Source organism: Comamonas composti DSM 21721 (assembly GCF_000429845.1).
In the GTDB taxonomy this organism is placed as follows: domain Bacteria; phylum Pseudomonadota; class Gammaproteobacteria; order Burkholderiales; family Burkholderiaceae_C; genus Comamonas; species Comamonas composti.
Genome location: NZ_AUCQ01000042.1, coordinates 1 through 22,014 on the forward strand (window position 1 = coordinate 1; position 22,014 = coordinate 22,014).

Sequence of the window (22,014 nt, forward strand, 5' to 3'; positions counted from 1 at the left end):
CGGGATGGAGTGTTTGAAGATGCAGGGCAATTTGCTGAGGCGACCAGCGTAGCAGCAGGTGTTCATGCACCACTTGAAACAAGGCGCCATCGCGGTGCAGCTTGGGGCGGGGGCGGCTGTGCAGACGGCGATTTCTGCAGCGTTGCTGGGCAAACTTGCTGACGTAGCCTGCACCTCCTGCGTTGCGCTCAATCTCTCGGCTGATGGTGCTTGGACTACGTCCCAGAGCTCTGGCTATCGCTCGGATACTTTGCTTTTGCTGCAGACCCAACGCTATTGCATGGCGCTCTGCTTCGGTGAGTTGTTGGTATGTTTTGGCTATCAAAGTGGTCTCAATTCTGAAGGGTGTTGCACTTCAGATTTGAGGCCGCCCTAGCAACGGCCCTCTACCCGGCAGGCGGGAACGCTGCGGCCGCTGGCATCGCGCCATTGCACCTCCCCCTGTCCCTCGGCGGGCGCCGCAGCACCAGCCGAAGAAGACAGCGGTACGGGAGCAGAGGCTGCAGGGGTGGCATCGCGTGCGTTCTGAGGATCATGAAGCACCGTGGACGAGCCCACGCCAACGCCCACGCGTGCAGCCCCGACTCCCGTGGATGCGCCCACGCCCGCACTGCCCAGGACCTGACCGCGCTGATTCACGCTCACTCCCGCCCCCACCGGACCCACACCCCCACCCACACCTGCGCTGACGCCACCACTGCCCACACCCACACCTACCGATAGCGGCCCGACCGGAACGCCTATGCCAACGCCTGCGCCCACCGAGCCACAGGCGCTCACGCCCAGAACCAGGGCCACGGACAGCAGTGCCATCGCCACGCGCCGCCCGCCCTGAGGCAGGCGAGCGGTGGAGAGCCAGGAGGAATGCAAGCGTGCAGGAGACATGACGACCTTTCTTGCCTGAAGCCGGCGCAGCAAGACCAGCCGCAACAGGCGGGCAGCAGACTTTTGCCAATCTTTTTAGAATGCCTGTGCCGACCGGCCCAGGCCATGGCTTGATTCTATGCAGAGCCGCCAGCGAAGCCTTCCTGCGACAAGACCAAGCCTGGCATGCCCATGGTCTTCATAGCCATTTTTCCGATATGCAAACCCCTTGGTCACCCTATGTCTGGGTGTGCTTCTCGATGTGCGTGGGCGTCATGGGCACGGCCCTGGCCAGCCCCTTGTACCCGCTGTACCAGCAGGCATGGAGTCTGCTGCCCAGTCACATCACCCAGGTTTTTGTGGCCTATATGCTGGGCGCCCTGACCAGTCTGCTGTTTCTGGGCCGCCTGACCGACCGCTTCGGCTTTGTGCGTGTGCTGCGCCAGGGCCTGATGCTGATGACGGCCGGTGTGCTGATCTCGGCCCTGGCCTGGAACCTGCCCAGCTTTGCGCTCGGCCGCATCATCATCGGACTGGCCTCGGGCCTGATCACGACCTCGGCCTCGGTGGGCATGACCCGCCTGAACAACCAGGGCGACCTGCAGCGCGCCGCAGCCACGACCAGCCTCACGATTGCCTTTGGCTTCGGCCTGGGCCCGGTAGTCGGAGGACTGGCCGCACAATGGCTGCCCCGCCCTCTGATCACGGCCTACCTGCCCTCGATTGCACTGGGGCTGATCTCCATACGCGCCTTATCCAAGGTCCACATCCCCGAGCCTGTGACCCATCTGCCCATGACCGCCAAGCCTTTGCACTGGCGCGACTTCATGCCCACCCTCACCTTGCCCGAAGCCCGGTTCGCACGCCACTTCGCGCTCGGCGGCATGTGTGCCTTCAGCGCTTTCGGCATGTTCAGCCTGTTCGCCTCACTGGCCCCCAGCTTCATGCAGCGCATGCTGCCCTGGCACGGGCCTGCGGTGTCCGGCCTGTCGATTGGCGTGATCCTGTTTCTGTCGGCCGGCGTGCAATACCTGGCCCGCCCGCGTCCCTCCAAGGCCGCGGCCATCATGGGCTTTGCCTGCCTTGCGGCCTGCAACCTGCTGCTGCTGATCAACAACTTCGTGGGCTCGGCCTGGCTGTTCGCGCTCAGCGTCATGACCACGGCCGCTGGCCACGGGCTTTGCAACCTGGCCGGCATGTCCATCGTCAACAAGGTCTCTACGCCTGCCAGCCGCACCGGTCTGCTGTCCACCTACCTGATCGTCGGCTATCTGGGCACGATTGTTCCCATCCTCGGCCTGGGCTGGCTGTCCGACCACATAGGCCTGACCCGCGCTCTGACAGCCTATTGCTGCGTCATGGGTCTGCTCTGCACCTGGCTGTGCTGGCAGTGCACTCGCACCCGGGCCTTGCCCATGCCAGCGCAATAAGAACCTGCTCGCGGCAAGCCCGCAGGCCGATCCACAGCCTGGCTGCACCCAAGCAGTGCGACCTGGGCGCAGGCCCTGCACCAATTCAGCGCCACGCTTCGGCAGCTGTCCGGCATATCAGCTGGCACGCTAAATGCATAAAGCCTTTCAGCAAGACTTTTGAACGACTGAAAGGCCTCCCATGCAACGTCGCACGCTGATCCGCCTGTCTGCTGCCTTCGCCAGCCTCCCTTTGCTGCAAGGCATGGCCCATGCGCAGGCCCAACCGCCCATCAAGGTCGGCATACTGCACTCGCTCTCGGGAACCATGGCGATTTCAGAGACCTCCCTGCGCGATGCCGCGCTCATGGAGATCGAAGCCATCAACAAGGCTGGCGGCATCATGGGGCGCAGGCTCGAAGCCGTGGTCGTGGACCCCGCCTCCAACTGGCCCCTGTTCGCCGAGAAGGCGCGCCAGCTGCTGAGCCAGGACAAGGTGGCCGCAGTCTTCGGCTGCTGGACTTCGGTCTCGCGCAAATCGGTACTGCCGGTGTTCGAGGAACTCAACGGCCTGCTCTTCTACCCGGTTCAGTACGAGGGCGAGGAGCTGAGCAAGAACGTGTTCTATACAGGCGCCGCCCCCAACCAGCAGGCCATTCCTGCCGTCGAATACCTGATGAGCAAGCAGGGCGGGGGCGCCAGGCGCTTCTTTCTGCTGGGCACGGACTATGTGTATCCGCGCACCACGAACAGAATCTTGCGCGCCTTTCTCAAGTCCAAGGGCCTGGCCGACAGTGATATCGAAGAGGCCTACACGCCCTTCGGCCATGCCGACTTCCAGACCATCGTGGCCAACATCAAGAAGTTTTCCCAGGGCGGCAAGACGGCGGTGATCTCCACCATCAACGGCGACTCCAACGTGCCCTTCTACAAGGAGCTGGGCAATGCGGGCATCAAGGCCCAGAATGTTCCCGTGATGGCCTTCAGCGTGGGCGAAGAGGAGCTGCGCGGCGTGGATACCAAGCCCCTGGTTGGCCATCTCGCGGCCTGGAACTACTTCATGTCGGTCAGGAGCCCGGCCAACGACGCCTTCAAGAAGCAATGGGCCGACTATGCGGCCGCACACAAGCTGCCCGGCGGCGCCAGGCGCGTGAGCAACGACCCCATGGAAGCCACGGTGATAGGCCTGCGCATGTGGAAGGCGGCCGTGGAGAAGGCCCAGTCCACGAATGTCGATGCCGTGCGCAAAAGCATGTATGGCCAGAAGGTGCAGGCCCCCAGCGGCTACGAGCTGGAAATGGGCGACAACCACCACTTGTACAAGCCCGTGATGATCGGCGAGATCCGCCCTGACGGGCAGTTCGGCGTGGTCTACAAAACACCCAGGACCCTGCGCGCCCAGCCCTGGAGCCCCTTCATCACCGGCAACCAGGGCAAGGCCGACAAGGCCTTGTAATCCACGCAACAGCGGCCCGCTGCGCAGCTGCAGGCCGGCCGTTGCTTCCCCACCTTCTCATGCTGCCGTCATGACACTCAGACTCCCTGCACTTGTGCTGGCTGCCTGCCTTGCCGCCCTCTGGATGTCGCGGGCGCATGCAGACCTCATGCCAGACCCCGGGCCACAGCCCCCGCCCATGACCCAGTCACGGCTGGCGCCGCTGGGCGAGGACGACTTCGAAGCCAGGTCGGCACTGATAGATCAACTGACCCAGGCCGCCGCCAACACGCCCGCAGCCCGGCGCCTGCTGCAGGCGCTGCAGGCCGATGCCGTGTTCAAGGACGACAAGGGCATGCTCGTCATCCAGGACGGCGACCGCCTGCTCGATGCAGCCAGCAGCCAGCCCCTGGCCGTTGCAGGCACGGGACTGCAAGAACTGATGCTCAACAATGCGCTGCGCAGCCGCATAGACAGCGCACTGGCCGTGCTGCAACTGCAGTCCCGCGACCGCGCCACACGCGCCCAGGCCATGGCAGCACTGACCGAGAATGCAGTCCCAGGGCTGCTGCCGGCCCTGAGCCAGGCCCTGGACAGGGAAAGCGATGAGGATTTGAAGTCCAGCCTCACCGACCTCTGGGCCATGAGCGCATTGCAAACCGGGGATGCCAGGCTGCAACTGCGTGCCGCCGGGCTGCTGAGCCGCAGCAGCTCCCCCGCAGCCCAGAGCCTGCTCGCACCGCTGGCCCGGCAGACGCAGAACCCGGCGCTGGCCCAGGCTGCTGCGCTGGCGTTGCAAGACATCCGCAAGCACCAGCGCTGGAGCGAGATCGCTGGCAGCCTGTTCCAGGGCCTGTCCAGCGGCAGCATTTTGCTGCTTGCGGCCCTGGGCCTGGCCATCACCTACGGACTCATGGGCGTAATCAACATGGCCCATGGCGAATTCCTCATGATCGGCGCCTACACGACCTATGTCGTGCAGTGGCTGCTGGACCACTACCTGCCCGGGCTGCAGGAATATGCGGTGCTGCTCGCGCTGCCTGCGGCCTTCGCGGTCTCGGCCCTGGTCGGCATGGCCATGGAATGGGCGGTGCTGCGCCAGCTCTACAAGCGTCCTCTGGAAACCTTGCTTGCCACCTTCGGCGTGAGCCTGCTGCTGATCCAGACCATGCGCATGCTGTTCGGCGCACAAGGCGTTGAGGTCTCCAACCCCGCATGGCTGTCTGGCGGCTGGGCGCTCACGCCCAGCCTGGTCCTGCCCTACAACCGCATGGCCATCATCGTGTTCGCGCTGCTGGTACTGGCTCTGGCCTGGCTGGTGATCAACCGGACTCGCATGGGCCTGTTCGTGCGTGCGGTCACGCAAAACCGCAGCATGGCCGCCTGCGTGGGCGTGCCCGCCTCGCGGGTGGACCGCCAGGCCTTCGCCTTTGGCGCAGGCATTGCGGGCCTGAGCGGCGTGGCCCTGAGCCAGGCCGGCGCCAGCGTGGTGCCCGACATGGGTCAGACCTACATCATCGACTCCTTCATGGCCGTGGTGCTCGGCGGCGTCGGCCAGCTCGCAGGCACGGTCACGGGCGCCTTCGGCCTGGGCCTGCTCTCCAAATTCATCGAGCCCTACTGGGGCGCCGTGCTGACCAAGATTGCCGTGCTCGCCCTGGTCATCGTCTTCATTCAGCGCCGTCCGCAAGGCATCTTCGCCCTCAAGGGCCGCTCCATAGAGGCCTAGCCATGAAACAAGACTCCGTCGGCTCCGCCGCCTTGGTACCCGCAGACTCGCACCTGCAGGCCGCCCGCAGCTTCCAGCTGGAGGTGGCAGAGCGCGAGCCCTTGCTCAGCCCTATGGGCTGGCTGGCCCTGGCCTTCGCCCTGCTTCTGGGCTGCGTCTGCATGCCCGCAGCCGCACTGCTGCTGCCTGCCGACCATCCACTCGCGCTGTCTGCCTATGGGCTCACGCTCATGGGCAAGATCTTTTGCTATGCACTGGCCGCGCTGGGCCTGGGCCTGGCCTGGGGCTACTGCGGCATTCTGAGCCTCGGTCATGGGCTGTTCTTTGCACTCGGCGCTTATGCCTTCGGCATGCACCTGATGCGCACAGCCGGTGCAGACAGCGCCCAAACAAGCGCTCTGCCCGACTTCATGCTCTCTCTGGGCTGGAAAGAGCTGCCCTGGTTCTGGCGGGGCAGCGAGCACTTTGGCTGGGCTGTGCTGCTGGTGCTCGTGGCACCGGCCCTCGTCGCGCTGGTGTTCGGGTTCTTCGCATTTCGCTCACGCATCAAGGGGGTTTACCTGTCCATCGTGACCCAGGCCTTGAGCTTTGCAGCCATGCAACTCTTTCTGCGCAACGAGACCGGCTTCGGCGGCAGCAATGGCTTCACCGACTTCAGACGCATTCTCGGCTTTGAGATCTCGGCCCTGCCGACGCGTGCAGCCCTGTTCGCCCTGAGCCTTCTGGCCCTGGCCGCCGCCTATCTGCTCTGCCGCCACGTGGTCACCAGCAAGCTCGGCCGCGTGGCCCGGGCGGTGCGCGATGCCGAGACCCGCGTCATGTTCTGCGGCTACGACCCCTTGCCCTTCAAGCTCTTCATCTGGGTGCTGTCGGCGCTGCTGTGTGCCGTGGCCGGTGCGCTTTACGTGCCCCAGGCGGGCATCATCAACCCCAATGAAATGGCACCGCTCAAGTCCATAGAAATGGCCGTCTGGGTGACCGTTGGCGGACGCGGCAGCCTGGCCGGCCCGATTCTCGGCGCCTTTGCCGTCAATGGCGCCAGCACCGTGTTCACCAGCCACCTCCCGGACTTCTGGCCTTTCTTCCTGGGCGCGCTGTTCGTCGGCGTGACGCTATGGCTGCCGCAGGGCCTCATGGGACTGCTGAGGCGCTGGCCTCGCTCCCCCAAGCCAGACCCCTCTGCGAAAAAAGCCAACCTCTTGCGCGAGCCGATCCGGACGACCATGCCCTCTGTGACCGAAGGAGCCAGCGCATGAACGAAGCCTATGGCGGCCATTGGCTGCAGCCGGGACACATCGATGTCTCTCACGGCCCGATTCTTTATGTAGAGGATTTGAGCGTGGTGTTCGACGGCTTTCGCGCCATCAACCAGCTGAATCTGAGCATAGACGACGGCGAGCTGCGCTGCGTGATCGGCCCCAACGGCGCGGGCAAGACCACGCTCATGGATGTGATCACGGGCAAGACGCGCAGCCCCATGGCACGGATCAGCGGCAGCGTCTTCCTCGGCCAGACCATGGATCTGCGCCGCATGAAGGAGGCTGCCATCGCCCAAGCCGGCATCGGTCGCAAGTTCCAGAAGCCCACGGTCTTCGAAGAGCACAAGGTCTGGGAAAACCTGGACATCGCCATGGCCGGCAACAAGCACTGGTGGGCCACGCTGCGCGCACGCCTTGGCAGCGAAGAGCGCGCCCGCATAGAGCAGGTGCTGGAGCAGACGGGGCTGGAGTCCCAGGCCTACGAGCGCGCGGGCACGCTGTCGCATGGGCAAAAGCAGCGCCTGGAGATCGGCATGCTGCTGATGCAGCAGCCCAGGCTGCTGTTGCTGGACGAGCCCGTGGCCGGAATGAGCGACCACGAGAGCATGGAGCTTGCAGACTTGCTGGGCCGGCTGCGCGGGGGCTGTTCGATCATGGTCGTGGAGCACGACATGGACTTCGTCGCTGCCCTGGCCGGCGACAGCGGCAAGGTCACGGTACTGGCCGAAGGCCGCACGCTGGCCGAGGGCACGCTGAGTCAGATTCGCGAGAACCCCAGGGTCGTGGAGTCCTACCTGGGCCGATGAACGCAGCGGAAAGCAGCACATGCTGAGCATCAAGCTACTCAACCAGTACTACGGCGACAGCCATATCCTGCGCGACCTCAGCCTGGAAGTCCCCCAGGGCCGCCTCACCGCCCTCATGGGGCGCAATGGCGTGGGCAAGAGCAGCCTGCTCAAGTGCCTGATGGGCGTGGTTCCAGCACGCAGCGGCTCCATCGCCTGGAGCGGCCAGGCGCTCACGCGGCTGCCGCCCTGGAGGCGCGTGAGCCAGGGCCTGGCCTATGTCCCGCAGGGGCGGGATATCTTTGCGCGCCTCAGCGTGGAGGAGAACCTGCTCGTGGGCGCAGCCAGCCGGCGCGCTCCCCGGGGCATTCCCGCGCACATCTACCAGCTGTTTCCCGTGCTCGAGAGCATGAAGCACCGGCGCGGGGGCGATCTCTCGGGTGGCCAGCAACAGCAGTTGGCGATCGCACGTGCACTCATGAGCCAGCCTCAGCTGCTGATACTCGACGAACCCACCGAAGGCATACAGCCCAACATCATCCAGCAGATAGGCCGCACGCTGCGCCTGCTGGTCGACGAGATGGGCCTGACCGTGCTGCTGGTCGAGCAGTACTACGACTTCTGCGCCGAGCATGCCGACTTCTATGCCGTCATGCAGCGCGGCGCCATCGTGGCCACGGGCAAGGGCAGCGACATGCAGGCCCGGGGTGTGCAGGCCATGCTGGCGATCTGACGGGCCCCATGGCCACACCCGGCTGCTCGCGCCATCGGCTGGTGCATGCACGCACCAAACACAGGCCCGATGCCCAGTCCGGTGCGCCCAGCGCACCACAGATTTCCCCCGCGACTCATGGCATGGCTCTTGCAATGACTCCCTCGTACCTCATCACGCGCAAGGCCACGATATGCAAGCCTCCCAGGATCTGACCCATTCCACGACCGGATGGACCTTGGCGCAATGGCGCAAGGCCTATGCCCAGGGCGCCAGCCCCAGCGATCTGCTGATGCCGCTGCTCAAGAGCCTGCAGCCGCACGATCCGGCCTGGATCTGCATTGCCACGCCCGAGCAGCTGGAGCAGCAGCTAAAAGCGCTGCAGGTCCTGCTGGCCCAGGCCGAGGGCGACCTGTCGCGCCTTCCCCTGTATGGCGTGCCGTTTGCCACCAAGGACAACCTCGATGTCCAGGACTGGCCCACGAGTGCGGCCTGCCCCGCCTTCACCTACACGGCCGAAGCCGATGCGTTTGCCCTTGCCCAGCTGCGCGCAGCTGGCGCCATCTTGCTGGGCAAGACCAACCTCGACCAGTTCGCGACCGGACTGGTGGGCACGCGCTCCCCTCATGGCGCCGTGCCCAACACCTTCGACCCCGCCTATATCAGCGGCGGCTCCAGCTCGGGATCGGCCAGCGTGGTCGCACGCGGCCTCGTGCCCTTTGCCCTGGGCACGGACACGGCCGGCTCGGGCCGCGTTCCCGCAGCCCTGAACAACATCGTGGGATTCAAGCCCAGCAAGGGCTGGATCAGCAACCGCGGCCTGGTGCCGGCCTGCCGCACGCTGGACTGCATCACGGCCTTTGCGCTGACCGTGGAGGATGCTGCGCTGGCCGTGCAGACCATGGCCGGCTATGACGCCGCCGATATCTACAGCCGCCAGCGTCCCTTGCAGGTGCCCAGCAGCCTTCCCGCCAAGCTCAGGCTGGCCGTGCCGCACAAGCCTGAATTCTTTGGCGATGCACTCGCGGCCGAACACTTTTCCGAGACCTTGCAGCAATTGCGCGCCGACGGCGCCACCCTCCAGGAAATAGATTTCACCCCATTCGCCGAGCTGGCGGCCCTGCTCTACCAGGGCCCCTGGGTCGCCGAGCGCCATGTAGTGCTGCAGCCCTTGCTTGAGAGCCGGCCCGAAGCAGTGCACCCGGTCGTGCGCGAGGTCGTGGAGCAGGCCCGCAACTACAGCGCCAGCGACGCCTTCAGGGCCGAATACCGGCGCGCCGAACTTGCGCGCCGCATTCTGGAGCAACTGGCCGGCGTCGATGCACTGGTTGTGCCCAGCACGCCGAGCATCTACACCCAGGAGCAGTTGCGCGAGCAGCCGATTGCCCACAACTCGGCCCTGGGCTACTACACCAACTTCACCAATCTTGCCGACCTGTGCGCGCTGGCCCTGCCCGCCGGCCTGCGCTCCGACGGCCTGCCTGCGGGAATGACCCTGATCGCCCCGGCCTGGCACGACACGATTCTCACGCGCATAGGCCTGCGCTGGCAGGCCGCGCAAAGCCTGCCGCCGGGCGCGCCCGGCGTGGCCGGCGCCAAGGTACAGGCCCGGCCCGCAAGCTCCCCGCAAGACATCGTCCTGGCCGTGGTCGGCGCGCATTTGCGGGGCATGCCGCTCAACCACCAGCTCACCAGCCGCAAGGCCCGCTTTCTCGAGGAAACCCATACCGCAAGCCACGACTACCGCCTGTTTGCGCTGGCCGGCACCTCGCCGCCCAAGCCCGGCCTCAAACATATGCCGGGCCAGGGCGCGCCGATCACCGTGGAGCTCTGGGCCTTGTCGCCGCTGGCCTTTGGCGAGTTCACGGCCGAAGTCCCCGCGCCCCTGGGCATAGGCACGCTGACGCTTGAGGACGGACGCCACGTCAAGGGCTTTATCTGCGAGCCCCTGGCCCTGGAGTCCGCACAGGACATCACGGCCTTCGGTGGCTGGCGCGAATATTTGAAAGAGAGCAGCGCCTGATCCGCTTGCGTGCCCTCCCCGTGTGAGGGGTCGCTGGGCCTTGATCTTGATGGGCGCTGCTGCCAGGCGCCATGGACAACCGATACGAAAGACCTGCCATGTTCCATACCGTTTTGATTGCCAATCGCGGCGAGATTGCCGTCAGGGCGATTCGCACGCTGCAGAAGCTGGGTGTCAAAAGCGTTGCCGTGTACTCCGATGCCGACCGCAACGCCCTGCATGCCAGACTGGCCGACCAGGCCGTGGCGCTGGGCGGGGACCGGCCTGCAGACAGTTATCTGCGCATGGACAAGGTGCTCGAGGCCTGCCGCCAGACTGGCGCCCAGGCCGTGTTTCCCGGCTACGGTTTTCTGTCGGAGAGTGCAGAGTTCGCCCAGGCCTGCGAAGACCAGGGCCTGGTCTTCATCGGGCCTTCGCCCGCACAGCTGCGTGAATTCGGCCTCAAGCACCGCGCGCGCGAGCTGGCCGCAGCCGCAGGCCTGCCCATGGCGCCGGGCACCGGCCTGCTGCACAGCCTGGGCGAAGCCCGCAGCCAGGCCCAAGCCATCGGCTACCCCGTGATGCTCAAGACCACGGCCGGCGGCGGAGGCATAGGTCTCACGCGCTGCGATACGGCCGATCAGCTGGAGCAGGCCTTTGAAAGCGTGCAGCGCCTGGGCCAGTCCTTTTTCCGCGATGGCGGCGTGTTTCTCGAACGCTTTGTGGATCAGGCGCGGCATGTCGAGGTGCAGATCTTTGGCGATGGCCAGGGCCGTGTCGTGGCACTCGGCGAGCGCGACTGCTCGGTGCAGCGGCGCAACCAGAAGGTCGTCGAGGAGACCCCGGCGCCAGGCCTGCCCGAGGCCACGCGCGCAGCCTTGCTGCAGGCGGCCGTACGCCTGGGCGAGGCCGTGCACTACCGCAGCGCTGGCACGGTGGAGTTTGTCTATGACGGTGCGCGCGATGTGTTCTATTTTCTCGAGGTCAACACCCGGCTGCAGGTCGAGCACCCGGTCACCGAGGCCGTGACCGGCCTGGACTTGATCGAATGCATGCTGCGCCTGGCCTCGGGCCTGGCGCTGGACTGGCAGGCCATGCAGCGCCCGCCCCGGGGCGCCGCCATCGAGGTGCGCCTGTACGCCGAAGATGTGCTCAAGAACTTCCAGCCGGCGCCCGGCCTGCTCACGGACGTGCATTTTCCCGAAGGCGTACGCGTGGACGGCTGGGTCGCCACGGGCACCGAGGTCTCCGCACTCTATGACCCCATGCTGGCCAAGATCATTGCCCATGGCCAGGACCGGGCCCAGGCCCTGGAGCGGCTGCAGGCCGCGCTGGCCGGCACACGTCTGCACGGCATTGCCAGCAACCTCGACTACCTGCGCCAGGTACTGGCCAGCCCGGCCTTCGCACAGGCCCGCCTGAGCACCCAGTTCCTGAACTCCTTCGCATACCGGCCGCAATGCCTGGAAGTGCTGCAGGCCGGCACCGCCACCAGCGTGCAGGACTATCCGGGGCGCGAAGGCTATTGGGATATCGGCGTGCCGCCCTCCGGCCCCATGGACGACTTCGCGTTTCGCATTGCCAACCGCCTGGTCGGCAATGCGCCCGAGGCTGCAGCCCTGGAGTGCACGCTCAACGGCCCCAGGCTGCGCTTTCACTGCGATGCCGTGATCGCTCTCACGGGAGCGCTCACACCCGCCACCCTGGACGACGACGAATGCCCCATGTGGAGCGCCTTCGCCGTGCACGCAGGCCAGGTGCTGGACCTGGGCCGGGTGAGCACGGGCTGCCGCACCTATCTTGCCGTGCGCAACGGCCTGGACGTGCCCCTGTATCTGGGCAGCCGCTCGACCTTTGCCCTGGGACGCTTCGGCGGCCATGGCGGGCGGCTCCTGCGCGGCGGCGACATGCTGGCCATCTCCCAGCCCGCACTGGCGGCCTGCAGCACGTCCCCCCCTGTGGGCGAGCCCGAGAGAATGGATGTCACGCTGGTGCCCAACTACCCGAGCCACTGGCACATAGGCGTGCTCTACGGTCCGCATGGCGCGCCCGATTTTCTGCAGCCCCAGGCCATGGACATGTTCTTCGCCACCGACTGGCAGGTGCACTACAACTCGAATCGCCTGGGGATCCGCCTGCAAGGCCCGAAGCCCGCCTGGGCGCGCAGCGATGGCGGCGAGGCCGGCCTGCACCCGTCGAATGTGCATGACTGCGAATACGCGATAGGCAGCATCAACTTCTCGGGCGACACCCCCATCATCCTCACGCGCGACGGCCCAAGCCTCGGCGGCTTCGTCTGCCCGGTGACGATTGCCAAGGCCGAGCTCTGGAAGGTCGGCCAGCTCAAGCCCGGCGACAGCATACGCTTTCACCCCCTGACCTATGCCCAGGCCGTGAGCCTGCAGTTGCGGCAGGAGCAGGCCATTGCGAGCCTGTGCGCTCCCCCGGAAGGCATTGCCAGCCTGCCCGCGCCCGCAGGCCACGCGCTGAGCACCACCACCGTGGCCGTGATCCCCCCGCATGCCGGCAAAAGACTGGTCACCTACCGCCAGGCCGGGGACGGCTACCTGCTGCTGGAGTACGGCGACAACGAGCTCGACATCGGCGCACGGCTGCACATTCATCTGCTCATGCAGGAGCTCAGGCGCCAGCCCCTGGCAGGCGTGCTCGAACTCTCGCCCGGCGTACGCTCCCTGCAGATCCGCTATGACAGCCTGGTCATGCGCCAGAGCGAACTGGTCGCGCGGCTGCTGGAGATCGAAGGCCTGCTGCCCGACATCTCCAGCGTCAAGATACCCACGCGCATCGTCCATCTGCCCGTGGCCTGGGAGGACAGCGCCACGCTGGGCGCGGTGCAGCGCTACCAGGAAACCGTCAAGCCCCGGGCTCCCTGGCTGCCGAACAATGTGGACTTCATACAGCGCATCAACGGGCTCGAAGACCGCGATCAGGTGCGCAGCATTTTCTTCGACGCCAGCTACCTGGTCATGGGCCTGGGCGATGTCTACCTGGGCGCCCCCTGCGCGGTGCCGCTGGACCCGCGCCACCGGCTGCTGACCTCCAAGTACAACCCTGCGCGCACCTTCACGGCCGAGGGCACGGTGGGCATTGGCGGCGTCTACATGTGCATCTACGGCATGGACTCGCCTGGCGGCTACCAGCTCGTGGGGCGCACCCTGCCGATCTGGAGCCGCACGCCCGACAACCCCATGTTCGAGCAAGACCGGCCCTGGCTGCTGCGCTTTTTCGACCAGGTGCGTTTCTACCCGGTCAGCGAAGCCGAGCTCGACCAGTTGCGCGAGGATTTCCGCGAAGGCCGCGCGCAGCTGCGCATAGAGCATGAAGTCTTCGACTATGCGGCCTATCAGCGCTTTCTGGGCGACAACGCCCAGAGCATTGCGGACTTCAAGGCCTTGCAGGCCCGGGCCTTTGCATCCGAAATCGCCCTGTGGCAGGACGAGCCTGTGACCTGCGAACCACCGCCTGCGGCCCCGCCGTCACAGCTGCAACTGCAGCAAGGCCAGAGCCTGATCGAGGCCGATCTCTCGGGGAACATCTGGAAGGTGCAGGTGCAAAGCGGCCAGCGCGTGAAGGCCGGCGACACGCTGCTCATCGTCGAGGCCATGAAGATGGAGATCCACATCACGGCCGCAGCCAACGGCACCATCGACCAGGTGCTGTGCGAGCCCGGCCGGCCCGTGGCCAGCGGCGATCCGCTGCTGGTATTTGCGGCAGCAGCGTAAAAGACGAAGGCCGCCCTCTACGCCGCTTCCGCCCCCGTCAGAGCGTGTTTACGATCTCTACGCAGGCGCACAAGCGCCTCGGGAGGTGGCGTCAGGCCAGCAATGCATTCACCCGGCGCACATAGGCGGCAGGGTCTTCGGGCATGCCGCCTTCGGCGAGCACGGCCTGGTCGAACAGGATGTTGGCCAGGTCGTGGAAGTGCACCGAGCCATCCAGCTTTTTGACCAGCGCATGCTCGGGGTTGACTTCGAGCACGGGCCTGGACTCGGGAGCGCTCTGGCCGGCCTGCTTGAGCATGCGCGCGAGCTGCAGGCTCATGCCGCCGTCCTGCACCACCAGGCAGGCGGGCGAGTCGACGAGGCGCGTGGTCACGCGCACGTCTTCGGCCTTGTCCTTGAGCGCGTCCTTGAGCTTGGCCAGCAGCGGCTTGAAGGCTTCGGCAGCTTCCTCGGCGGCCTTCTTCTCGGCTTCGTCCTGGAGCTTGCCCAGATCCACAGCCCCCTTGGCCACGGACTGCAGCGGCGTGCCGTCGAAATCGTTCAGATAGCCAAGCGCCCACTCGTCCACGCGATCTGTCATGAGCAGCACCTCGATGCCCTTTTTCTTGAAGACCTCAAGCTGGGGGCTGTTCTTGGCGGCGGCGAAGGTATCGGCCGTGATGTAGTAGATGGCCTCCTGGCCCTCCTTCATGCGGGCCTTGTAGTCGGCCAGGGAGACGCTCTGGCTGTCGCAGCTGGACGAGGCAAAGCGCAGCAGCTTGGCAATGCGCTCCTTGTTCGCGAAGTCCTCGCCCAGGCCTTCCTTGAGCACGGCGCCGAACTCGTTGTAGAAGGCCGTGTACTTGCCCTCCTTGGCCTTGTCCTCGTCGCTGACCACATCGGTCACGCCATCGGCGCCCTCGACCGCTTCATGCTTGTCGTGGCGCGCTAGGTCTTCGAGCATGGTCAGCACGCGCTTGACCGAGCCGTCGCGGATCAGACGCACATCGCGCGATTCCTGCAGCAGCTCGCGGCTCACGTTGAGCGGCAGGTCGCTGGAGTCGATCACGCCCTTGACGAAGCGCAGATAGCCGGGCATCAGGGCTTCGGCATCGTCCATGATGAACACGCGCTTCACGTAGAGCTTGATGCCGGCCTTCTTGTCGCGCTGGTAGATGTCGAACGGCGCCTTGGCCGGGATGTAGAGCAACTGCGTGTACTCGGTATTGCCCTCGACGCGGTTGTGGCTCCAGGTCAGCGGGTCCTCGAAGTCATGGCTGATGGACTTGTAGAACTCCTGATACTGCTCGGGCGTGATGTCCTTCTTGGGCCGCGTCCAGAGGGCGCTGGCCTTGTTCACGGTTTCCCACTCGCCGGTCTTGACCATCTGGCCGGGCTGATCGTTCTCGCCGTCCTTCCACTCCTCTTTCTCCATGAGGATGGGCAGGCTGATGTGGTCCGAGTATTTGGAGACCAGCTGCTTGAGCTTCCAGCCGTTGAGGAATTCCTCGGCCTCGGGGCGCAGATGCAGGGTGATGGAGGTGCCGCGCGCCGCACGCTCGATGGCCTCGACCTCGAACTCACCCGTGCCGCCGCTGGTCCAGCGCACGCCCTCGGCTGCGGGCAGGCCGGCCCTGCGCGACTCCACGGTGATCTTGTCGGCCACGATGTAGCCCGAATAAAAGCCCACGCCGAACTGGCCGATCAGCTGGGAGTCGGTCTTCTGGTCGCCCGAGAGCTTGTCCATGAAGGCCTTGGTGCCGCTCTTGGCGATCGTGCCCAGGTTGTCGATCGCCTCTTGCGCGCTCATGCCTATGCCCGAGTCGGCAATGGTGATGGTCTTGGCCGCTGCGTCAAAGGACAGGCGCACCTCCAGGGCCGGCTGATCCTCGTACAGCGTCGCGTCGTTCAGGGCTTCGAAGCGCAGCTTGTCGCAGGCGTCCGAGGCGTTGGAGATCAGCTCGCGCAGAAAGATCTCGGGGTTCGAGTACAGCGAATGCGTGACCAGATGCAGCAGTTGCGCGACTTCGGCCTGAAAGGAGTGGGTTTGCTTGCTCATGCGAATCTTGCTTCTGAAAGAGGTTGGTGAAAACTTCCACTAGTTAAGGCCTTCCTGTGCGTTCTCAAGACCCATGACCTGCTTGCGCTGCACAGCAGCCAGACAATCATTAACTTTTAACAGTAATTGAAACTGATAGTTAACAGCTATAACAACGCCGCCGACCGCCGTGCGGGACGGTGCGTTCCAGACCCGGCGCGGAGGACGGGTCCGACTTGAGCTCTTATTCCATGCACACTTCACTTCAAAAATGGTCGGCTGAATTCATAGGCACCCTGTGGCTGACCCTGGGCGGCTGCGGCGCGGCCGTGCTGGCGGCGGCCTTTCCCGGCGTAGGCATAGGCTTGGCGGGCGTCTCCCTGGCTTTTGGTCTCACAGTTCTTACCGGCGCTTACGCACTGGGACCGATTTCTGGTGGCCATTTCAACCCCGCTGTTTCCGTGGGCCTGGCCATGGGCGGACGTTTTGCCTGGAAGGAGCTGCCCGGCTATGTGATCGCCCAGGTGCTGGGCGCAATTGCAGGTGCAGGCATTCTGTATGTGATTGCCACAGGCAAGGCCGGGGCCGACATCGGCGGCTTTGCGACCAATGGCTTTGACGGCCACTCCCCCGGGGGCTACAGCCTGATGGCGGCCCTGGTCACCGAGGTGGTGATGACGGCGCTGTTCCTGATCGTGATCCTGGGCGCCACGGCCAGACGTGCAGCCGCAGGCTTTGCGGGCCTGGCGATTGGCCTGTGCCTGACGCTGATCCACCTGATCTCCATCCCCGTGACGAATACCTCGGTCAACCCCGCGCGCAGCACGGGGCCGGCGCTGTTCGGCCCCTCGGTGGCGCTGGACCAGCTGTGGCTGTTCTGGGTCGCGCCCATCGTCGGAGCCCTGCTGGGCGCCTTGATCTACAAGGCGCTGCTGAGCAATTCCCGCGAGGATTGAAGCTGCCGCGCACACGGCTTCGGCCTGCCTTCAGCGCGGGCCGATCTGGGCCGCAACAGCCCTTTCCAGGCGGCTGCCCTGAGCCCAGGATCGGGCATCAGACCAGGCAAGCACAAAAACAATAGCTGTTAGCGCTTGCTTTCAGCCAGACTCAGCCACATACAAAGCTAAAACCCAATCAGGAGCTGTGCCAGCAGCTCTTTTTTTGTCTTTTCCTGTCATTCCATGGCGTAATTTGTGGTGTCTAGGCAACGGACTTTCCGGGCTTCCGACTCAGCGCTCGAAATCCATCAAATCGTTACAGATAACGATTCTGATTCTCAATAAAAATACGAGCGCCAAACACCCGGACTACCAATGAATCGACTCCAACACACTGTCCCGCCAACGTCCCTGACGCAACTCACCCTGGCCCTGGGCCTGGGTCTTTCAGGCCATGCCGTCATGGCCCAGACATCGGCCACGCTGAACGAGGTCACGGTCAAATCCTCGACCGAGGCACAGCTCAAGACCGACAGCGCCTCGGGCGCCAAGTTCACAGCGCCCTTGGTCGACACACCCAAGACCGTGCAGATCATCAATGAAGAGCTGATCAAGCAGACCGGGGCCACCAGCCTGCAGGAAGCGCTGCGCTCCACCCCGGGCATCACCTTCGGCAACAGCGAGGGCGGCAACCCCGCCGGCGACCAGCCCTTCATCCGCGGGCTGGATGCCCAGTCCAGCACCTTTGTGGACGGCATGCGCGATATCGCCGCCGGCACGCGCGAGGTCTTCAACCTGGAGAGCGTGGAGGTCATCAAGGGCGCGGACTCGGCCTATGCAGGCCGTGGCGGCGCCGGCGGCTCCATCAACCTGGTGACCAAGAAGGCCAGGAACGAGAACTTCATCTCCGGCGACATCGGCCTGGGCAGCAGCAACTACAAGCGCGGCACGCTGGACATGAACCGCGTGCTCGGCGAAGGCATAGGCCTGCGCCTGAACGCCATGGTCCACGATGCCGACATACCGGGGCGCAGCGGCCCCGAAACCAAGCGCTGGGGCATTGCGCCCGCAGTGAGCTTCGGCCTGGGCTCGCCCACCGAAGTCTCGCTGTCCTGGCAGCACCTGCAGACCGACAACATGCCCGACGGTGGCGTGCCCTACCTCTACAGCAACACTGCCATGGCCGGCCTGCCCGGCGGCAGCACGGTGCGCCCCACGTACGGCAACAACCGCAAGAACTGGTATGGCATCAACGCCCGCGACTATGAGAAGGAAAAAAGCGATCTGCTGACCGCCTCCATAGAGCACAAGTTCAGCGACACCAGCAAGCTGCGCAACACGCTGCGCTACAGCAAGTCCGAGCAGGACTATGTGCGCAGCCAGCCCGATGACAGCAAGGGCAATGTCCTGAACGGCTATGTCTGGCGGCGCGGCAACTATCGCTTCTCCGACATCTCCACCCTGCAGAACGTGACCGAGTTCAGCGGCAAGGAGCAGACCGGTGCCATTGGCCACAGCTACGCCTTTGGTCTGGAGCTGACCAAGGAAAAGTCCGAGACCCGCTCCGGCGCAGTGCAGGACAGCAGCACCACCAAGTGCACGGCGCTCAACATGTGGTGCACCTCCCTCGACAATCCCGATGCATCCACACCCTGGACCTATGTCTGGCAGCCTGCTGCGGTGCCCACCGTGAACAAGATCGATACCGTTGCCCTGTACGGCTTCGACACCCTGAAGTTCAACGAGCAATGGCTGCTGAATGCGGGCCTGCGCATGGATCACTACAAGGTCCACGCCACCTCAGCGACCTATGACTCCAGCCGCACCGATACCTTGTTCAACTACCAGCTGGGCCTGGTCTACAAACCTGCCGCCAATGGCAGCATCTATGCCAGCGCCGGTACTTCCTCCCGCCCTGGCGGGGCCTGCCTGGGCGCCTGCAGCGAAGATCTGGGCATCACCACGGCCTATCTCGCAAGCCTCAAGCCCGAAAAGACCCGCTCGCTCGAACTGGGCACCAAGTGGGAGCTGCTGGACAAGAGACTGGGGCTGACGGCAGCCATCTTCCGCAACCAGGTCACGAATGCCCGCATCACGGACAGCGACGGCTTTGCCTACATGGCAGGCGACAAGGTGGTCAACGGCCTGGAGCTGGGCTTTTCGGGCAGCGTGCTGCCGGGGCTGAGCATTTTTGGCGGCTATACCTTGATGGACAGCGAGCAGAAAAACGCGGGCCAGACCTGCAGCGGAACGCCGTCGGTGTGCACGCCGTCCGCGGCCAACGGCCAGCCCTTTGTGAACACGCCCAAGCACAGCTTCAGCCTGTGGGCCAGCTACAAGCCCGATGCCAGGCTCACCCTGGGCCTGGGCATTTATGCCCAGAGCAGCGTCAACGCAGCCTATGCGATCTCCAAGGTCGATGGCGGCCTGGTCACCAAGGGCGCGGCCGGCTATGCACGCTATGACGCCATGCTGGCCTACCAGATCAACAAGAACCTGGCCTTCCAGCTCAACCTCTACAACCTGGGTGACAAGGTCTACTACAGCGGCGTGCGCTCACCCCACTACGCCACCATGGCCGCCGGCCGCTCGGCCGTGGCGTCTTTGAAGATGACGTATTGAGATGCTCCCCCTGAGGCGCTGCGCGCCTTCCCCCTCTCTCTTCGGGAGGGGACGATGCCCTCGCTGCGGGACGGCCCTTGCTTGGCACCCCTGACGTTTGGCTGCGCCAGTTTCAAACAGCGTGCACGATGCTCCGCGCCCCCGAAGAACGAAGATTCTGTTGCCCCTGAGGCTGCGCGCCTTCCCCCTCTCTCTTCGGGAGGGAGACGATGCCCTCGCTGCGGGGCGGCCCTTGCTTGGCATCCCTGACGTTTGACATCCATCTGGCAGCGCCAGTTTTCTGTGCTGCCAGATGAATGCCGCCAAGTCTGCGCTTGACGCAGCACCGACAAGCCTCGTCGGCCATTGGGCTGATGGGGCTTTTTTCCATGCACACTTCAGAGCCTGTACGCCAAAGGACTTTCGCCATGATGCTTCGCATCCCCTGCCTGCTCAGCCCCGACGAAGTGCGCCAGTGCCGCCAGGCGCTGGAGTCCGCCGACTGGCAGGACGGACGCATCACCGCAGGCCCGCTCGCCGCCCAGGTCAAGAGCAACCTGCAACTGCCGCTGGACAGCCCCACGGGCAAGGCCATGGGCGATCTGATCCTGGACAGGCTGGGCCGCAACCCCTTGTTCATGTCGGCCGCCCTGCCGCTCAAGGTTCTGCCGCCGCGCTTCAACCGCTACGAGGGCGGCGCAACCTACGGCAACCACATCGACAATGCCTTGTTCACGATTCCTGGTACGGCCATCAAGGTACGCAGCGATGTCTCGACCACGGTGTTCTTCAGCGAGCCCGGGGAATACGAAGGGGGCGAGCTCATCGTCGAGGACACCTTCGGCCAGCAAAGCGTCAAGCTCGCAGCGGGCGACGCCATTCTCTACCCGGGCACCAGCCTGCACCGCGTGAACCCGGTCACGCGCGGCACGCGCCATGCCAGCTTTTTCTGGACGCAAAGCCTGGTCGCCTCGGCCGAAAAGCGCCGCCTGCTGTTCGATCTGGACCAGCAGATACAGCAGCTCACGGCACGCCACCCGCAAGAGCCCAGCCTCTCGGCGCTGTCCGGCACCTATCACAACCTGCTGCGCATGTGGAGCCAGACTTGACCTCCCCTGAGCGGCTGCGCCGCTTCCCCGGCTTTCTTCGCACGGGGGACGGCAGCCTCAGCCCCAGGGGCGGCCCTGGCCTCGGGCCATGCAATGCCTGATATCACGCACCAACCCCGCAAGCGATGCAACACATGTACCGAGCATTGAAATGACGCCGGCAACACCACTCAACAGCCTGGGCCAGCCCCTGCGTGCAGCCCATGCCCGCATTCCCGCCGAAATCTCCAGCAGCGCCGACTACGAGCGCCATGCCGTCCACCATATCGAGGCCCAGGCCTGGCGCCACATCCAGGGCGGCTGCGACCAGGAGCGGGGCCTGGCGCACAACCGCCAGGCCTTCGACCGCCTGCGCCTGCTGCCCGCCCCCATGGCCGATTTGCGCGGCGGCCATACACGGCTGGACCTGCTGGGTCAGACGCTTGCCCACCCCTTGCTCATCGCCCCCCTGGCCTACCAGGCCCTCGCGCATGCAGAAGGCGAGCTGGCCAGCGTGCGCGCGGCCATGGCGCTGCAGGCCGGTTATCTGGCCAGCACCCTGTCCAGCCACCGCCTGGAAGAGATTGCTGCTGCCGCCCATGCGGCGCGCGATGAGCTGGGCCAGGGCGCGCCGCTGTGGTTCCAGCTGTACTCCCAGCCCACGCGCGAGCACAGCCTGGCGCTCGTGCGCCGCGCCGAGGCCGCGGGCTACGAGGCCATCGTCTGGACCGTGGACGCCAGCGTCAAGCGCTCGGGCTTTGCCCTGCCCAGCGGTGTCGAGGCAGCCAACCTGCATGGCTACCCCAGCCTGCGCCAGACCAGCCAGGCCGGAGCCCGGACCATCATCCTGGGCACACCGCTGGCTGACGCCGCCCCCAGCCTGGACGAACTGGCCTGGCTGCGCGCCAGCACGCAACTGCCGCTGATCGTCAAGGGCGTGCTGAACCCCAGGCTCGCGCGCGAGGCGGTGGCCCACGGCGCCGATGCGCTGGTGATCTCCAACCACGGCGCGCGTGTGCTCGACGGTGTGGTCTCGCCCCTGGAAGTCCTGCCCTCGATCCGACAGTCCTTGCCCGCCACGCCCCTGCTGCTGGACAGCGGCGTGCGCTGGGGCACGGATGCCGTCAAGGCGCTGGCCCTGGGCGCGAATGCCGTGCTCCTGGGCCGGCCCGTGCTGCACGCGCTGGCCGTGGCCGGCATGCTGGGCGTGGCCCATTTGCTGCACCTGCTGCGCACCGAGCTGGAACTGGCCATGGCCCAACTGGGCTGCGCCACGCTGGAGCAACTGGGCCCGGACTGCCTCTGGAACAACTCCTGAAAAAGAAGCTGCCAGCGCTTGATATTCATAGGTTTCAGATGGCTTTCAATCTAAAACCCAATAGAGGCAAGCGCTGGCAGCTCACTTTTAAACAGTAAACACGACATATTCCGG

At 65.3% G+C, this 22,014-nt stretch carries 15 protein-coding genes; 12 read left to right on the plus strand and 3 right to left on the minus strand.

Annotated elements, in window-relative coordinates:
* Positions 1 to 325, minus strand: a 325-nt coding sequence (locus G486_RS0116295; RefSeq protein ID WP_034388095.1) for a helix-turn-helix domain-containing protein, incomplete at its 3' end; no start/stop codon positions are given.
* Between the two features lie 47 nt (positions 326 to 372).
* The gene (locus G486_RS0116300; RefSeq protein WP_407059803.1) at positions 373 to 885 is read right to left on the minus strand and encodes a hypothetical protein; all 513 of its coding nucleotides are present in this window, start codon (positions 883 to 885) and stop codon (positions 373 to 375) included.
* A 197-nt stretch (positions 886 to 1,082) separates the two neighbouring features.
* Between G486_RS0116300 and G486_RS0116305 the strand changes: the two genes are divergently transcribed.
* The 8 genes from G486_RS0116305 (at position 1,083) to uca (ending at position 13,938) form a co-directional block, all read left to right on the plus strand.
* Positions 1,083 to 2,294, plus strand: coding sequence for an MFS transporter (locus G486_RS0116305; RefSeq protein ID WP_455350721.1), 1,212 nt, complete (start codon positions 1,083 to 1,085; stop codon positions 2,292 to 2,294).
* A 181-nt stretch (positions 2,295 to 2,475) separates the two neighbouring features.
* Positions 2,476 to 3,729: an urea ABC transporter substrate-binding protein gene (urtA, locus tag G486_RS0116310; protein WP_027016501.1), complete on the plus strand. Its 1,254-nt coding sequence runs from the start codon at positions 2,476 to 2,478 to the stop codon at positions 3,727 to 3,729.
* Positions 3,730 to 3,799: 70 nt separating this feature from the next.
* Positions 3,800 to 5,437: an urea ABC transporter permease subunit UrtB gene (gene urtB, locus G486_RS0116315; RefSeq protein WP_084455367.1), complete on the plus strand. Its 1,638-nt coding sequence runs from the start codon at positions 3,800 to 3,802 to the stop codon at positions 5,435 to 5,437.
* A gap of 2 nt (positions 5,438 to 5,439) precedes the next feature.
* Positions 5,440 to 6,693 carry an urea ABC transporter permease subunit UrtC gene (gene urtC / locus G486_RS22580; protein ID WP_084455368.1) on the plus strand — a complete coding sequence of 418 codons (1,254 nt, stop codon included), beginning with the start codon at positions 5,440 to 5,442 and terminating at the stop codon, positions 6,691 to 6,693.
* A complete protein-coding gene (urtD, locus tag G486_RS0116325) occupies positions 6,690 to 7,502 on the plus strand; it encodes an urea ABC transporter ATP-binding protein UrtD (protein WP_027016503.1) in 813 nt (270 codons plus the stop codon). Before urtC ends, urtD begins: the two co-directional genes overlap by 4 nt.
* A 19-nt stretch (positions 7,503 to 7,521) precedes the next feature.
* Complete coding sequence (gene urtE / locus G486_RS0116330) at positions 7,522 to 8,214, plus strand: urea ABC transporter ATP-binding subunit UrtE (RefSeq protein ID WP_027016504.1); 693 nt, start codon at positions 7,522 to 7,524, stop codon at positions 8,212 to 8,214.
* Between the two features lie 172 nt (positions 8,215 to 8,386).
* Positions 8,387 to 10,216: an allophanate hydrolase gene (gene atzF / locus G486_RS0116335; RefSeq protein WP_034388089.1), complete on the plus strand. Its 1,830-nt coding sequence runs from the start codon at positions 8,387 to 8,389 to the stop codon at positions 10,214 to 10,216.
* A 98-nt stretch (positions 10,217 to 10,314) separates the two neighbouring features.
* The gene (gene uca / locus G486_RS0116340) at positions 10,315 to 13,938 is read left to right on the plus strand and encodes an urea carboxylase (RefSeq protein ID WP_027016506.1); all 3,624 of its coding nucleotides are present in this window, start codon (positions 10,315 to 10,317) and stop codon (positions 13,936 to 13,938) included.
* A gap of 91 nt (positions 13,939 to 14,029) precedes the next feature.
* Here uca and htpG read toward each other — a convergent pair whose 3' ends face one another.
* Positions 14,030 to 15,976 carry a molecular chaperone HtpG gene (gene htpG, locus G486_RS0116345; protein WP_027016507.1) on the minus strand — a complete coding sequence of 649 codons (1,947 nt, stop codon included), beginning with the start codon at positions 15,974 to 15,976 and terminating at the stop codon, positions 14,030 to 14,032.
* Positions 15,977 to 16,206: 230 nt separating this feature from the next.
* Here htpG and aqpZ point away from each other — a divergent pair, with 230 nt between their 5' ends.
* The 4 genes from aqpZ to G486_RS0116365 all read left to right on the plus strand — a co-directional run bounded on the left by aqpZ (position 16,207) and on the right by G486_RS0116365 (position 21,900).
* Positions 16,207 to 16,911 (plus strand): aquaporin Z, encoded by a 705-nt coding sequence (gene aqpZ, locus G486_RS0116350; RefSeq protein WP_027016508.1) that lies wholly within the window; start codon positions 16,207 to 16,209, stop codon positions 16,909 to 16,911.
* A 357-nt stretch (positions 16,912 to 17,268) separates the two neighbouring features.
* Positions 17,269 to 19,515 carry a TonB-dependent receptor gene (locus G486_RS0116355; RefSeq protein WP_027016509.1) on the plus strand — a complete coding sequence of 749 codons (2,247 nt, stop codon included), beginning with the start codon at positions 17,269 to 17,271 and terminating at the stop codon, positions 19,513 to 19,515.
* Between the two features lie 407 nt (positions 19,516 to 19,922).
* The gene (locus tag G486_RS0116360; RefSeq protein WP_027016510.1) at positions 19,923 to 20,603 is read left to right on the plus strand and encodes a Fe2+-dependent dioxygenase; all 681 of its coding nucleotides are present in this window, start codon (positions 19,923 to 19,925) and stop codon (positions 20,601 to 20,603) included.
* A gap of 151 nt (positions 20,604 to 20,754) precedes the next feature.
* Entirely contained in the window at positions 20,755 to 21,900 is a 1,146-nt protein-coding gene (locus tag G486_RS0116365; RefSeq protein WP_034388092.1) for an alpha-hydroxy acid oxidase, read from the plus strand.
* The last annotated feature ends 114 nt before the right edge of the window (positions 21,901 to 22,014 follow it).